The organism is Streptomyces sp. CA-251247 (assembly GCF_050952975.1).
Classification (GTDB): Bacteria; Actinomycetota; Actinomycetes; order Streptomycetales; family Streptomycetaceae; genus Streptomyces; species Streptomyces achmelvichensis.
Map to the genome: position 1 here is coordinate 6330269 of NZ_CP191861.1, position 14053 is coordinate 6344321.

At 71.5% G+C, this 14053-nt stretch carries 11 protein-coding genes; 8 read left to right on the forward strand and 3 right to left on the reverse strand.

From position 1 onward, the window contains the following. Positions 1 to 95 precede the first annotated feature (95 nt). Positions 96 to 1025, forward strand: coding sequence for a cytochrome P450 (locus ACQPWZ_RS28090; RefSeq protein ID WP_433572684.1), 930 nt, complete (start codon positions 96 to 98; stop codon positions 1023 to 1025). Here ACQPWZ_RS28090 and treY read toward each other — a convergent pair. Continuing rightward, a complete protein-coding gene (treY, locus tag ACQPWZ_RS28095) occupies positions 982 to 3339 on the reverse strand; it encodes a malto-oligosyltrehalose synthase (protein WP_433572685.1) in 2358 nt (785 codons plus the stop codon). The two genes, ACQPWZ_RS28090 and treY, sit on opposite strands and share 44 nt — an antisense overlap. 81 nt (positions 3340 to 3420) lie before the next feature. On the opposite strand from treY, the gene ACQPWZ_RS28100 reads away from it, so the two are divergent. After that, positions 3421 to 4650 carry an MFS transporter gene (locus ACQPWZ_RS28100; RefSeq protein WP_433572686.1) on the forward strand — a complete coding sequence of 410 codons (1230 nt, stop codon included), beginning with the start codon at positions 3421 to 3423 and terminating at the stop codon, positions 4648 to 4650. 40 nt (positions 4651 to 4690) lie between these two features. Here the strand turns inward: ACQPWZ_RS28100 and glgX are convergent, their stop codons facing one another. After that, positions 4691 to 6811 carry a glycogen debranching protein GlgX gene (glgX, locus tag ACQPWZ_RS28105; RefSeq protein WP_340476042.1) on the reverse strand — a complete coding sequence of 707 codons (2121 nt, stop codon included), beginning with the start codon at positions 6809 to 6811 and terminating at the stop codon, positions 4691 to 4693. Positions 6812 to 7110: 299 nt separating this feature from the next. On the opposite strand from glgX, the gene ACQPWZ_RS28110 reads away from it, so the two are divergent. The 3 genes from ACQPWZ_RS28110 to ACQPWZ_RS28120 all read left to right on the forward strand — a co-directional run bounded on the left by ACQPWZ_RS28110 (position 7111) and on the right by ACQPWZ_RS28120 (position 9910). Next, positions 7111 to 8343 carry an SAV2148 family HEPN domain-containing protein gene (locus tag ACQPWZ_RS28110; RefSeq protein WP_433572687.1) on the forward strand — a complete coding sequence of 411 codons (1233 nt, stop codon included), beginning with the start codon at positions 7111 to 7113 and terminating at the stop codon, positions 8341 to 8343. 101 nt (positions 8344 to 8444) lie between these two features. Next, complete coding sequence (locus ACQPWZ_RS28115; RefSeq protein WP_340476044.1) at positions 8445 to 9167, forward strand: 3'-5' exonuclease; 723 nt, start codon at positions 8445 to 8447, stop codon at positions 9165 to 9167. Positions 9168 to 9355: 188 nt separating this feature from the next. Then, positions 9356 to 9910, forward strand: coding sequence for a YceI family protein (locus ACQPWZ_RS28120; RefSeq protein ID WP_340476045.1), 555 nt, complete (start codon positions 9356 to 9358; stop codon positions 9908 to 9910). Between the two features lie 72 nt (positions 9911 to 9982). Here the strand turns inward: ACQPWZ_RS28120 and ACQPWZ_RS28125 are convergent, their stop codons facing one another. After that, positions 9983 to 10843 (reverse strand): phosphotransferase enzyme family protein, encoded by an 861-nt coding sequence (locus tag ACQPWZ_RS28125; RefSeq protein ID WP_433572688.1) that lies wholly within the window; start codon positions 10841 to 10843, stop codon positions 9983 to 9985. A 159-nt stretch (positions 10844 to 11002) separates the two neighbouring features. Here ACQPWZ_RS28125 and ACQPWZ_RS28130 point away from each other — a divergent pair, with 159 nt between their 5' ends. From ACQPWZ_RS28130 to ACQPWZ_RS28140, 3 genes are read left to right on the forward strand one after another with little or no spacing between them, the layout of a single operon-like run. Continuing rightward, positions 11003 to 11905, forward strand: a complete 903-nt coding sequence (locus ACQPWZ_RS28130) for a carbohydrate ABC transporter permease (protein WP_433572689.1) — start codon at positions 11003 to 11005, stop codon at positions 11903 to 11905. After that, positions 11902 to 12744, forward strand: a complete 843-nt coding sequence (locus tag ACQPWZ_RS28135) for a carbohydrate ABC transporter permease (protein ID WP_433572690.1) — start codon at positions 11902 to 11904, stop codon at positions 12742 to 12744. The genes ACQPWZ_RS28130 and ACQPWZ_RS28135 overlap by 4 nt, the downstream gene beginning before the upstream one ends. After that, a complete protein-coding gene (locus ACQPWZ_RS28140) occupies positions 12744 to 14039 on the forward strand; it encodes an ABC transporter substrate-binding protein (RefSeq protein WP_356702267.1) in 1296 nt (431 codons plus the stop codon). The genes ACQPWZ_RS28135 and ACQPWZ_RS28140 overlap by 1 nt, the downstream gene beginning before the upstream one ends. The last annotated feature ends 14 nt before the right edge of the window (positions 14040 to 14053 follow it).

A 14053-nucleotide genomic window follows, 5' to 3' on the forward strand; every position in this document is an offset into this window, starting at 1 on the left:
GGCGCACGCGGACTGCGCGGACCGCGCACCGGTGGTCGCCTTGGGGGGATCCGCGTGACGAGTCGCGCGCGGCGGCCTCAGGGAAACGAGTCACGATGGACGCTGCCGCACCCGGCGATCTGATACCGGTCCAGTCCTCCGCGACGGCACGTCCCGCACCCCTGCCCGGCCTGCTCTCCCAGACCCGTGAGCAGGACCCGTACGAGCTCTACCGCCGTCTGCGCGAGGACCATCCCCTCGTCTACGACCCCTCCATCGGCGCCTGGCTGCTCAGCCGTTACGCCGACGTCGCCGCTGCCCTGCGCGACCCACGCCTCGTCGACGGCCGCCGGCCCGGCGACCGGGCCTGTGGCCGGCACCGGGGTGCCGTGCCGCAGGCGATGCAGGAGGTCGTCGAGCGCACCTCGTACGTCCTCGCGCACCGCATCGCCCGGCGTGAACAGGCGGACCTGGTCGAGGAGTTCTGCCGCTGGCTGCCCACGGGAGCCCTCGGCGGGCGCGGACGACGGGCGCCTGCCGTCGGTCCCGCCGGCAGGTGCGTCGCGCAGCTGTCGGTCCGCGAGATGGCCCTCGCGTCCTTCTTCGCCAACGTCCTCGACCACCCCGACCGCATCGCCGCGCTCCGCAGCGTCCCCGGGCTGATCGGCCGCGCCTGGCAGGAGTCGCTGCGCCGCGACCCGCCCGTCCTCGTCGTGGTGCGCCGGGCCTCCATCGAGGTACGGGTGAGCGGCGGCACGATACCCGCGGGCGCCACCGTCGCCTGTCTGATCGGGGCGGCGGGCCGCGACCCCGACCGGTTCCGGGAGCCCGACCTGTTCGACCTCACCCGGGAGGACACCGGCCAGCTGACCTACGGGCCGGGCGACTGCCCCGCCGTGGAGCTCGCCGCCCTGGAGGCGGAGCACGGACTGCGCGCGCTCTTCGGCGCGATGCCCCGCCTCCGGTGGGCCGACGGGTTCCGGCCCACGGCGACCGGACTGCTCACCCGCTCCCCTCGGAGCCTTCTCGTACGGCCGTGCGGCTGAGGAGCGCGACGGGCCGGTCCGCGAACAGCGTGGCCAGCGGCACCGCGCCGCCGTCGAACTCCCGCGCCCCGTCCAGCAGATCCGCCCAGCGCCCCGGTGGCAGGGCCAGCTCCGTCCCCTCCCAGCCGCCCGCCGCGGCCAGGCGCTTGGAGAGCCGGGTGACGGCCGTGACCACCTCGCCCGTACGGCAGAAGGCCACACAGTGCGCGGCGGCCGGACCGCTCGCGGCCAGCGGCACATAGGTCCCCGACTCGCCGAAGGCCGCCGGCCGCTCCCGGCGCAGCCGCAGCGCCGCCCGGGTCAGCGCCGTCTTCTCGTTCGGCACGGCCTCGCCGAACGGGTACCGGTTGTCCGGATCCACCAGGGCCAGGAACTCGCCCTCCGTGCGCTGGTAGAGGTCCGGCACCCCCGGCATCGTCAGCTGGAGCAGCGCGGACCCCAGCACATTGGCCCGCACGAACGGGTCCAGCTCACGGGCGAACTGCGCCACCGAGTACAGCGGCGGCCCCTCGGGACCCGCCTCCACGAAGTCGGCGACGGCCCTCTCGTACGCCTCGTCCGGCTCCGTCCAGGTGGTGTGCAGCGCCGCCTCCCGCACGCTCTTGAGCAGTGCCTCCCGCAGCCGCCCCTCGTAGGGGAACCCGAAGCCGACGGCGGTCTGCCAGGCCACCCACGCCAGATGGGGATCGGGAGCCCGCCCGCCCTCCAGCCGGCCGGCCTCCTCCGTGATCTGCTGGACGAAGGCCGCCCACCGGTCCGGGCACTCGGACAGCACCGCGATCCTGGCCCGCACATCGGAACTGCGCTTGGTGTCGTGGGTGGTCAGCACGGTGCCGGTGGCGGGCCAGTCACGCGCAAGCCGTTCGCAGTAGGCGTGGAAGTCCCCGGGGGCGACCGCCGGGCTGCCCGGGTCGCCGCCGACCTCGTTGGCCGAGATCAGCGGGACGTAGCGGTAGAACGCCGTGTCCTCCACGGACTTGGCGCGCAGGGCCGAGGACGTCTGTGCGAAGCGGGCACGGAAGGCCACGTGGTCCGGGCCGTCGCCGAGCCGGCCGAGCGCCAGATCGCGCACCACGTCGACCGCCGTGCCCTCCTGAGGGACCGCGAAGGCGCCCTTGGCGCTCGCCGCCGCCTTCACGGTGAGCACCTCGTCCCCGCCGACGCGGTACGGGCGGTAGACCGGCACCCGCACCAGCAGTTCCCGGATCGCCGTCCGCAGGGCCCACGGAGCATGGTCGCGCAGCGCCGGATCCCGGTCGCACACCCGCTCGGCCAGCCGGGTCAGCGCGGCGGTCTCGGCGGCCAGCTCGTGGGTGACCACCCGGTACGCCGCGCGGCGCATCGTGGCCTCCCAGTACCCGCCGCGGTCGCCCGCGGGGCCCGCGAACTCCCGGTAGAGCGTGACCAGTTCCCCGGCACCCACCGGATCGGTGAACAGCCCGTCCAGCTGCCGCAGCGCGTCGTAGCCCGTGGTGCCCGCCACCGGCCAGCCCGCGGGAAGCCGTTCGTCACCGGTGAGGATCTTCTCGACGACGGTCCAGCACGCACCGCCCGTCGCCTCGTCCAGCCGCCGCAGATAGCCCTCCGGATCGGCGAGCCCGTCCGGATGGTCGATCCGCAGACCCTCCACCACACCGTCCCGCACCAGCTCCAGGATCTTGGCGTGCGTGGCCCCGAAGACGTCCGGGTCCTCGACGCGAACCCCGATGAGGTCCGAAATCGTGAAGAAGCGACGGTAGTTGAGCTCGGTGCGGGCGAGGCGCCACCAGCCGAGCCGGTACCACTGCGCTGCGAGCAGCTCGGGCAGCGGAAGGTGCGACGTCGACTCGCGCAACGGGAAGCGCTGCTCCCCGTAGTGCAGCACGTCCCCCTCGACCTTCAGGGAGCCGAGCTCGTCGCCGACCCGTCCGCCGAGCACCGGCAGCAGCACCTTCCCGCCGCCGGCCTCCCAGTCGATGTCGAACCACGGCGCGTACGGCGACAGCGGTCCCTCCCGCAGCACCTCCCACAGGGCGGGGTTGTGCCGTGGCACGGCCGCCATGTGGTTCGGCACGATGTCCAGGACGAGCCCGAGACCGTGCTCGCGTGCCGTGCGGGCGAGCGCCCGCAGGCCCTCCTCACCGCCCAGCTCCTCGCGCACCCGGGTCGGATCGACGACGTCGTACCCGTGCGTCGAGCCGGGCACGGCCTCCAGCACCGGCGACAGATGCAGATGCGAGACGCCGAGACCGGCGATGTACGGCACGGCTGCCGCGGCGGACGTGAACGGGAAGTCCGGCTGGATCTGGAGCCGGTACGTGGCGGTGGGCCTCATGCGAACGTACGTACCCACCTTGAGGGCTTCTGTGTCATCCGTCCCTGCGCCGGTGTCGGCCGATCGGGCTACGTTCGCCCGATGCTCCGCACGTATCGCGAGGTGGTGGCCCTCACCGGGCCGCTGCTGCCGGTCATCTCCTTCCTCGGGCGACTGCCCACGGCGATGTGCCAGTTCGGCAGTCTGCTGCTGGTCGCCGAGACCAGTGGCAGCCTCGTGGCCGCGGGGCTCGTCGGGGGAGCACTGGCAGGGGGCCAGACGGTGGGTGGCCCCCTGCTCGGCCGTGCGGCGGACCGCCGCGGCCAGCGCGGTGTCGTGCTCGCCGCCGCTCTCGCGGGCGGGGTCGCGGTGACCGCGCTCGTCCTCGCCGCCCTCGGTGACGCCGGAACAGCCCTGCTGGTGCTCCTCGGCGCCCTCGCGGGCGCGACGGTGCCGCAGATCGGACCGCTGGCCCGCAGTCGCTCGGTGGCCCTGGCCCGCGGTTCCGGCGCCGACGACCGGGTGACCGGCGCGGTGCTCTCCTTCGAGGGGACCCTCGACGAGGTGTCGTTCGTCCTCGGTCCCGCGCTCGTCGGCATCGCGGCCGCCCTCGCCCATCCGGCGGCCGCGCTGCTGACGGCCGCGGCGCTGCTGGCGGTGTGCGGCACGGCCTTCGCCCTGCATCCGACGGCCGCACGAACCGGCGGCACGGCCGCACCGGCCCCGTCCGGTGCGAAGCCCCGGCTGTCCGGCGCGGTCCACGGCCTGCGGGTCGCGATGGTCCTCCAGGGCGCCATGTTCGGCGCCTCGCAGGCCGGCATCACCGCCCTGACGGACCGGCTCGGACGGCCGGAACAGGCGGCCCTGGTCTATGCGGCCATGGGGGTGATGAGCGCGGCGGCCGGTCTCGCCATGGCCGCCCTCCCGCAGAGCCTCGGGCTCACCACCCGCTGGCGCGCCTCGACCGCCGCGCTGATCGTCCTGTCGGCGCCCCTGCTGTTCGTGGACTCGCTCGGCGCTCTGTACGCGGTGGTGACCGTGCTCGGCGTCGCGTACGCGCCTCAGCTGATCACGGTCTTCGCCCTGACCGAGCGCAGTGTCCCGGCCGCCCGGCTCGCCGAATGCATGGCCTTCCTGACGAGCGGTGTCGTCGCCGGTCAGGCCGCCGCCGTCATGCTGTCCGGCACGCTTGCGCAGTCCGGCGGCCCGGCTGCGGCCTTCGCCGTGGCGGTGGCGGCCGCCGCCCTGTGCGCCCTGCTGTCGTGGACGGTACGGACCGGGACACCGGCAACGACGGAGCGGGCGGAGCCCGTGGAGAGCTCCGCCCGCTGATGCCCGTGGCCGCGCCGGGAGTCCCGTCGGGGCCGGCGGTTCAGGCCGGCCGGCGAAGCACCGTCAGGCTCCGGCCCACCAGCTTCACCCGCTCGCCGGCCGCCACCTTCGGGCCCTCGCCCGGCGGGACGCCCTCCTTGCGGGCGGTGTCCACCACGACCTGCCACTGCCGGCCGTGGTTCACCGGCACCGCGAAGTCCAGCTCCTCCGCGCTGGCATTGAACATCAGCAGGAACGAGTCGTCCCCGATCCGTTCGCCCCGGGGCCCGGGCTCGGAGATCGCGTGCCCGTTCAGGAAGACGGACAGCGCCTTGGCGTGCGCCGCCTGCCAGTCCCGCTGCTTCATTTCCTCGCCCTCGGGGGTGAACCAGGCGATGTCGGAGAGCTCATCGTGCGTCCCCTCCACCGGGCGGCCGTGGAAGAAGCGCCGGCGGCGGAACACCGGGTGGTCGCGGCGCAGCCACACCATCGCCCGGGTGAAGGCGAGCAGCGTGCCGTCCGTGTCCGAGCCCGGCTCGGGCCACTGCACCCAGGACACCTCGTTGTCCTGGCAGTAGGCGTTGTTGTTGCCGCCCTGGGTGCGGGCGAACTCGTCGCCGTGGCTGAGCATCGGCACACCCTGCGAGAGCATCAGCGTCGCGATGAAGTTGCGCATCTGACGGTCCCGCAGCTCCACGACCTCGGGGTCGTCGGTGTCGCCCTCGGTGCCGCAGTTCCAGGACCGGTTGTGGCTCTCGCCGTCGCGGTTGCCCTCGCCGTTGGCGTCGTTGTGCTTGTCGTTGTACGCGACGAGGTCGTGCAGGGTGAAGCCGTCGTGGCAGGTGGTGAAGTTGATCGAGGCGAGCGGCCGGCGCCCGTCGTCCTGGTAGAGGTCGGACGAGCCGGTCAGCCGGGAGGCGAACTCGGCGAGCGTGCGCGGCTCGCCCCGCCACAGGTCCCGCACGGTGTCGCGGTACTTGCCGTTCCACTCGGTCCACAGCGGCGGGAAGTTCCCCACCTGGTAGCCGCCCTCGCCCACGTCCCACGGCTCGGCGATCAGCTTCACCTGGCTGACCACCGGGTCCTGCTGCACCAGGTCGAAGAAGGACGACAGCCGGTCCACCTCGTGGAACTGACGGGCCAGGGTGGCCGCCAGGTCGAAGCGGAACCCGTCGACGTGCATCTCGGTCACCCAGTAGCGCAGCGAGTCCATGATCAACTGGAGCACATGGGGGCTGCGCATCAGCAGCGAGTTCCCGGTGCCCGTGGTGTCCATGTAGTAGCGGCGGTCGTCGGTGAGCCGGTAGTACGAGGCGTTGTCGAGGCCCCGGAAGGACAGCGTGGGGCCGAGGTGATTGCCCTCGGCCGTGTGGTTGTAGACGACGTCGAGGATGACCTCGATACCGGCCTGGTGCAGGGCCCGCACCGCCTGCTTGAACTCCAGTACCTGCTCACCGCGGTCGCCCCAGGAGGCGTAGGCGTTGTGCGGGGCGAAGAAGCCGATGGTGTTGTAGCCCCAGTAGTTGTTGAGACCGGCGTCCACCAGCCGGTGGTCGTTGACGAACTGATGCACCGGCATCAGTTCGAGCGTCGTCACCCCGAGCTCGGTCAGATGCGAGATGACCGCCGGGTGCGCGAGCCCCGCATAGGTGCCGCGCAGCTCCTGCGGCAGCTCCGGATGGAGCATGGTCAGGCCCTTCACATGGGCCTCGTAGATCACTGTCCGGTGATAGTCCGTCCGGGGGGACCGGTCGTCGCCCCAGTCGAAGTACGGATTGACCACGACCGACGTCATGGTGTTCGGCGCGGAGTCCAGGTCGTTGCGGGAGTCCGGCTTGCCGAAGTGGTAGCCGTACACCGATTCGCCCCAGTCGATGCTTCCGCTTATCGCACGCGCGTACGGATCGAGGAGAAGCTTGGCGGAGTTGCAGCGCTGCCCCCGCTCCGGTTCATAGGGGCCGTGCACCCGGAAGCCGTACCGCTGACCCGGCATCACACCCGGCAGATAGGCGTGCCGCACGAAGGCGTCCGTCTCGCGCAGCTCCACCGCCGTTTCTGATCCGTCGTCGTGCAGCAAGCACAGCTCGATGCGCTGTGCGGCTTCGGAGTACACCGCGAAGTTGGTGCCGGCGCCGTCGTACGTGGCGCCGAGCGGATACGCCTGTCCCGGCCAGACCTGCATAGATATGACTCTTCCACTTCTGATCCGGGTGCTGGAGGGCACTTGGCCCAGATCCTCCCCGAAAGTATCGCCGCCGAACGCCTCCATGGCAGTGGACGACGCGGTCAACATCGTGTTCCTTCTGTCGCCCGGGTACCCAACCGCTATGAAACCCCTCACTCCGGCCGATCTCGCCAGGCGGAACGTCCAAGAGGATCAAGGGAGTTGGGAAAGCCGCCCGTCGATCCGGCTGCACCTTGTCCCGCATGCGGAGTAGTCTTCCTTGATCGTTGGGTGGGGGACGGGAAGGCGGTGCGCGGGTGAGCTCGGGAGGGCTGGAGCTACCCCCAGGTGACGCGGGTCACGAGGGGGACTCCGCCGAGGTCCCGCCAGGAGCGGTCTCCCTCGCCAGGCCGATGGAGATCGGGGCGGAACTGGACTGGGGCGCGGACGCCTGGAGCGAGGTGCGTACGCGCGCGCAACGGGCCGGACGGGCCTACATCTGGCTGAATCTGGTGGAGCAGCGGCTGCGGGCCGTGGTGGCCGCTGTGCTGCGCCCCATCTACGAACCGGTGCACGGCGACGACTGGGTGGTGGCCGCGGCCGGGCCCGCCGGGCAGGAGTGGGTGCAGCGGGCCGTCGCCGTACGCGAGGTCTCCCGCCGCAAGGGCTATCTCCTGGACCCCAACGACGACAACGTCCTGTCCTTTCTCACCCTGCCCCAGCTGCGCGAGCTGATGGTCCAGCACTGGCCCTGCTTCGAGCCCTACTTCGACGACCGGCGCGATGTCGAGCTCGCGCTGGACGAGCTGGAGGTGGCCCGCAACGTCGTCTCCCGTAACCGCGCCCTGAACGAGGCGGTGCTCGCCCAGGCGGAGCGCGCCTCGGCGCGACTGCTGGAGATACTCGGCAGCGGCGCCGGGGTCCCCTCCGCCGACCGGCTCCCGGTCGACGCGGTCGAGGAGCTCGTCGGCGACCGGTACGCGGACGTCGTCTCCGTCCACCCCGACCGGGTTCGGCTCCAGCGCCAGCTGCCGGCCGAGGACCTGTTCGGCGGCGCGCGCCGGCTCGACGCCATCGGCATAGGCCTGAACCTCCTCGTCCAGAACTTCTCCGGCCGCCGGCTGGTCCGCCTCGCCGAGTCGGGCTGCCGCATCCGCCTCCTCTTCCTGAACCCGGCCAGCAGCGCGGTCAAACGGCGCGAGAGGGAACTGGGCATCAGAAAGGGCGAATTGAGCCGCACGGTGGAGATGAACATCCTCCATATGCGCCGGGTGCGCTCCCGGCTGCGCGACCCGGGGGCCTTCGAGATCCACGTCTTCGACGAGACCCCGCGCTTCACCGCCTACCTCGTCGACGGCGACGGCGCCGACGGGCTCGCCGTCATCCAGTCCTATCTGCGCAAGGCACGCGGCATGGAGGCGCCCGTCCTGGTGCTGCGCGGCGGGGGCCGGGCCGTGGTCCGCGCCGGGAACGACACCGAGAACGGTCTGTTCCAGACCTACCGCGAGGAATTCGAGTCGGTCTGGGCGGACTCACGGCCCGTCTCCTGAACGGTCCGTGTGCGGCGGTCGGCTTCCTGGGTTGTCAGTGCCGCGTGGGAGGGTGAGCAACGCACGGGGGACAGCATCACGCAGTACGGAGGAGGGCCACGATGGCTTGGCACGGGGAACCGCTGGTCGGCTTCGACCTGGAGACGACGGGCACGGAGCCGCTGGAGGCCCGGATCGTGACGGCCGCGGTCGTCGAGGTGCGGGCGGGGGAGCCGGTGGACCGGCGGGTGTGGCTCGCGGACCCGGGCATCCTCATCCCCGCGCAGGCCTCGGCGATCCACGGCATCAGCAGCGAGCGGGCGACGTCGGAAGGACGTCCGGCCCGCGAGGTGGCCGAGGAGATCGCCTCGACGCTGTGCGGGTACTGGGCGCGGGGCGTGCCGGTGGTCGCGTACAACGCCGCGTTCGATCTGACGCTGCTGACGGCGGAGTTGCGGCGGCACGGGCTGGCGCCGCTGAGCGACCGGCTGGACGGCCGGCCCATCGGCCCGGTGATCGACCCGTACACCATCGACCGCGCCGTCGACCGCTACCGCAAGGGCAAGCGGAATCTGGAGGCGGTGTGCGGGGAGTACGGCGTGCTGCTGGACACGGCCCACGACGCGACGTCCGACGCACTGGCGGCCGTGCGGGTGGCGTGCGCACTGGCTCAGCGTCATGTGCCGGTGGCGTCGCTGACGCCGGAGCAGCTGCATGAGCGTCAGATCGAGTGGTACGCGGAGTGGGCGACGGACTTCGAGGCCTTCCTGCGGCGCAAGGGGAGCGCGGACGCGAGGGTGGACGCGTCCTGGCCCCTGCGGGAAGTGGCACCGACGGGATCCTGACGTCCTCGCGTCCGGTGACGAAGGGCGTTGTCCGGGGGCCATCCGGGGCCGGGCCGGGGACCGTGCACGCGCCACGACAGGGGGTCGGCGGTGCCTCGCCCGGACGGGCCGTTTCGTGACCTCCGACCGGGTTACGCATCCCACGAGACCGTTGTCGACGGTTCGAACGACATTCGGAGGCGCTTCGCATGACCGCTCCACAGCAGATCCCGGACCTCACCCCCGCCACGTGGACCATCGACCCCGTCCACTCCTCGGTGGGCTTCTCGGTACGTCACCTGATGGTGTCCAAGGTCCGCGGCAGCTTCGAGAGATTCTCCGGCGAGATCATCATCGCCGAGGACCCGCTGCTCTCCTCCGCACGCGTGGAGATCGACATGTCCTCGATCGACACCCGCAACGAGGACCGCGACAACGACCTCCGCAGCACCAACTTCTTCGAGAGCGACCGCTTTCCGGTCATGACCTTCGTGACGACCGGCGTGCGGGGCTCCGGCACGGACTACACGGTCACCGGTGACCTCACGATCAAGGGCACCACCCGTCCGGTGGAGCTCGACGTCGAGTTCAACGGTGTCCAGGTCGACAGCCCTCTGGGCACCCGTGCCGGGTTCGCCGCCACGACCGAGATCAGCCGCAAGGAGTTCGGCATCTCCTTCGACATGCCCCTCGAAGGCGGCGGCACGGTCGTGGGCGACAAGATCAAGATCGACCTCGACATCCAGGCCGTGCTCCAGGCCTGACGGCAGAGGGTCGCAGGACGCGGGTCATGCGGGCCGAGAGCGTGCGGGACGCCCGGGTCGGAAAACAGGCGGTCAGAAGGGGTACCAGCGGACGTCCGGCGTGGCCGTCCGCAGGGACTCCACCCTGCGGCCGAACTCCAGTCGCGCCGCCTCGTTCGTCGGCGCGTGCTGCGCCACCCACGCACAGCTCGCCGTCTCCCGCGCGCCCCGCAGCACCTCGCACCCCTCCCACTCCCGCACATCCCACCCGTACGCCTCGGTGAAGGACTCGTACGCCTCCCACCCCAGGCCGTACCGGTCCCTGGACAGGGCCATCACCACCAGGTCGTGCTCTCGGAAGTCGCCGGAGAATGTCTCCAGGTCCACCAATACCGGGCCGTCCGGGCCGACATGGACGTTGCGGGGCAGTGCGTCCCCGTGGATCGGCCCGGGCGGCAGGTGCGGGGTGAGCGCGGCCGACGCCGCCGCGAAACCGTCGCGCCGCTCCCGCAGATAGGCCGCGTCCGCCGGGTCGATCGCATCCCCGGCCAGGTGCAACCACCGCTCGACCCCGCCCAGCAGCTCCCGCCGCGGCAGCGTGAAGTCCGGCTCGGGCAGCGCGTGCACCTGACGCAGCAGACCGGCGAGGTCCGTCGCGTCGGCCGGGCGTACCGCGTCGGGGAGGCGGTGCCAGAGCGTCACCGGGTGCCCCTCGACCCGCCGTGCCTGCGGCTCCGCGGGCCGAACCGCGGGCACCCCCGCGTCCGCGAGCCAGACACCGATGGCCAGTTCGCGTTCCGCCCGCGCCTGAAGGGTCTCGTCGCCGACGCTCCGGCCGACCTTCACGACCAGGTCGTCCGCCGAGAAGACCGCGTTCTCGCCGAGCGCCAGCAGTGCCGCGTCGGCGGGCAGCCCGGCGGCCCTCAGCACCTCGCGTGCCCTCGTCTCGTCCATTCGGCACCACTCCCGCTCTTGCTCCCACGGCCTGACGAATCCGCCAAAGTCTCGCATCCGTGCAGGTGGGGTTGACGAAGCGACGGGCCGTCAGCACCATGACGGGGGCCGCCAGGGCGGCCGGACCAGCAGGACCAGCCGCCCGAAGGAGTCGATTCCGTGACATCGGCGACCGCAGCGCAGCGGTCTGCGCGCAGGACGGACCATGGAGCCTGGTTCCTGGTCCTCCCCGCGCTGATCCCCATTCTGGTGCTCAGCGTGGGGCCGCTGCTCTACGGCATTTCGCTGGCGTTCACGGACTCCCAGGCCGGACGCACCGAGCCGACGGAGTGGACCGGCACCCTCAACTTCCAGGACCTGCTCCACGACACGCTGTTCTGGGACTCCTTCAGAATCGGCCTGCTGTGGGCGGTCGGCGTGACGGTGCCGCAGTTCGTGCTGGCGCTCGGCCTCGCGCTGCTGCTGAACCAGCAGCTCCGGCTGCGCTGGCTCGCCCGCGCCCTCGCGATCATTCCCTGGGCGATGCCCGAGGTGGTCGTCGGCATCATGTGGCGGCTCGTCTACAACCCCGACGCGGGCATCCTCAACGAGACGATCCGCGATCTGGGGCTCGGCGACGGACGCGACTGGCTGACGGGGCTCGCCACCGCCCTGCCCGCCGTGATCGTCGTCGGCATCTGGGCGGGCATGCCGCAGACCACCGTGGCCCTGCTCGCCGGACTGCAGAACACACCGCACGAACTGCATGAGGCCGCCGCCCTCGACGGCGCGGGCGCCTGGCGCCGGTTCCGTACGGTCACCTGGCCGGCGCTGAAGCCCATCGCCCTCGCGATCACCGCGCTCAATTTCATCTGGAACTTCAACTCGTTCGCGCTGGTGTACGTGCTCACCAACGGCGGGCCCGGCGGACGCACCCGCCTCCCCATGCTCTTCGCCTACGAAGAGGCCTTCCGCTACGGACAGTTCGGCTACGCCGCCGCCATGGGCTGTGTGATGGTCGCGGTCATCTCGGTGATGCTCGCCCTCTATCTCGTGGGACGACTCAAGGGAGGGGACGAGTGAGCACGCTCCGTACCGGCAGGGCCGGCCGCGCAGGACAGTACGCCGCGCTGGCGTGCTACCTCGTCTTTCTCGCCTTCCCCTTCCTCTGGCTGATCTCCACGGCCTTCAAGCCGCCGCGGGAACTGGGCTCGCTGCACCCCACCTGGATCCCCGAGAACCCGACGCTCGACAACTTCCGTCAGGCCTTCGACGAACAGCCCCTGCTCCAGGCAGCCGGGAACAGCCTGATCGCCGCGGTGTCCGCCTCCCTGATCGCGGTGCTGATCGCGACGCCGATAGCGTACGTCATGGCCCGCAACCGCACCAAGCTCTCCACCGCCGCCACCGGGTGGGTGGTGGTCAGCCAGGCGTTCCCGTTCGTCCTGGTGATCATTCCGCTGTTCCTGATCCTCAAGAACCTGCATCTGATCAACACCCTCGCCGGGCTGATCATGGTGTACGTCGTGTGGGCGCTGCCGTTCGCGCTCTGGATGCTCGTCGGATACGTACGGGCCGTGCCGCGCGAGCTGGAGGAGGCCGCGGCCGTCGACGGCGCGGGCAGGCTGCGCACGCTCGTGTCGGTCACCGCGCCACTCCTCGCGCCGGGCATCGTCGCCACGGCACTGTTCGCGTTCATCACCGCATGGAACGAGTTCTTCTTCGCGCTCGTCCTGCTCAAGACCCCGGAGAAGCAGACCTTGCCGGTCGTCCTGACGCACTTCCTCGGCGCGGAGGGGGCCGCCGATCTCGGACCGCTCGCCGCCGCCGCGTTCCTCGCCACGCTTCCCTCGCTCGTCATCTTCGCGGTCATCCAGAAGCGGATCACCGGCGGCATGCTGGCCGGGGCGGTGAAGTCCTGATGCGGGCGCGGACGCTGGCCGCCGCGGCCACGGTGCTGGCCCTGCTGCTCACCGGCTGCTCGGACGGCGACGACGGGCGGACGGACGGGACCGTGAGGCTGCGGTTCCAGTCCCTCGCCTGGCAGAAGGAGTCCGTCGACGCGAACAAGGAGCTCGTCGCGGAGTGGAACAGGACCCATCCCGGCGTGCAGGTCGACTATGTCCAGGGCAGCTGGGACAGCGTCCACGACCAGTTGCTGACCTCGTTCGAGGGCGGTGAGGCGCCGGACATCATCCACGACGCGTCCGACGACCTCGCCGACTTCGCGTACGGCGGCTATCTCGCCGACCTGACCGGCCTCCTGCCTCAGCGGCTGAAGGACGACATCCCCCGGCAGAGCTGGGAGACGGCCACCTTCGACGGGAAGACCTACGGCGTCCCCTTCCTCCAGGAACCGCGGGTCCTGATCGCCAACAAGAAGATCCTCGACGCCTCCGGGGTCAGGGTCCCGACGGCCGCGCATCCGTGGAGCTGGGCGGAGTTCCGTGAGGTCACCAGGACGCTGACGGCCGCGATGGGCAAGGGGAGGTACGGCGTCGCCTGGCCGCTCAAGGAGCCGGTGTCCGTCACGCTCAACCTCGGGCTGTCGGCGGGCGGCCGGCTCTTCCACCGGGGCGACGACGGCAAGGTCACCGTCCGGTTCACGGACGCCGACGGGGTGATGCCCGGGACGGTCCACGACCAGGTCAACACCGACCGGAGCGCCTCGCGGACCACGCTCGGCATGAGCGGCTCCGACACGCTTCCCGGCCTCTTCGGCGGTAAGTACGCGATGGTCCCGCTGGGCTTCTCGTTCCGGCAGCAGGTCGTGCAGCAGGCGCCGAAGGGTTTCGCGTGGACGGTGCTGCCGGCCCCCGCCGGTGACGAGGGGAACGCCCAGGGCGTCAGTCCGCAGACCCTGTCGGTCGCGCAGGACAGTCCCTATAAGAAGGAGGCGGCCGCGTTCATCGATTTCATGCTCCGGCCGCCGAACATGGTGCGGCTCGCGAAGGGGGACTGGATGCTGCCGACCGGCACCCGGGCGCTCGCGGACCCGGCACTGCACACCCCGAAGGACGGCTGGGCCACCGGCGCGGAGCTCGCGCGGAGTCTGCGGTCCGCCCCGGCGCAGTCGGTCCGCGGCTATCCGGAGTGGAAGGACAAGGTGGCGACGCCCGCGCTTCAGGAGTACTACAGCGGTGCCATCGACCGGAAGGAGCTGGAGAAGCGGCTGGTGAAGGACGGCAATCTGGTGCTCGCGCGCTACCAGCGCTGACGCCGGCCGGGGCT

Coding starts and splice junctions, on each gene's coding strand:
- ACQPWZ_RS28115 (WP_340476044.1), top strand. CDS start 8,445: ATGGCTTGGCACGGGGAACCGCTGGTCGGCTTCGACCTGGAGACGACG.
- treY (WP_433572685.1), bottom strand. CDS start 3,339: ATGAGGCCCACCGCCACGTACCGGCTCCAGATCCAGCCGGACTTCCCG.
- ACQPWZ_RS28125 (WP_433572688.1), bottom strand. CDS start 10,843: ATGGACGAGACGAGGGCACGCGAGGTGCTGAGGGCCGCCGGGCTGCCC.
- glgX (WP_340476042.1), bottom strand. CDS start 6,811: ATGCAGGTCTGGCCGGGACAGGCGTATCCGCTCGGCGCCACGTACGAC.
- ACQPWZ_RS28120 (WP_340476045.1), top strand. CDS start 9,356: ATGACCGCTCCACAGCAGATCCCGGACCTCACCCCCGCCACGTGGACC.
- ACQPWZ_RS28140 (WP_356702267.1), top strand. CDS start 12,744: ATGCGGGCGCGGACGCTGGCCGCCGCGGCCACGGTGCTGGCCCTGCTG.
- ACQPWZ_RS28100 (WP_433572686.1), top strand. CDS start 3,421: ATGCTCCGCACGTATCGCGAGGTGGTGGCCCTCACCGGGCCGCTGCTG.
- ACQPWZ_RS28090 (WP_433572684.1), top strand. CDS start 96: ATGGACGCTGCCGCACCCGGCGATCTGATACCGGTCCAGTCCTCCGCG.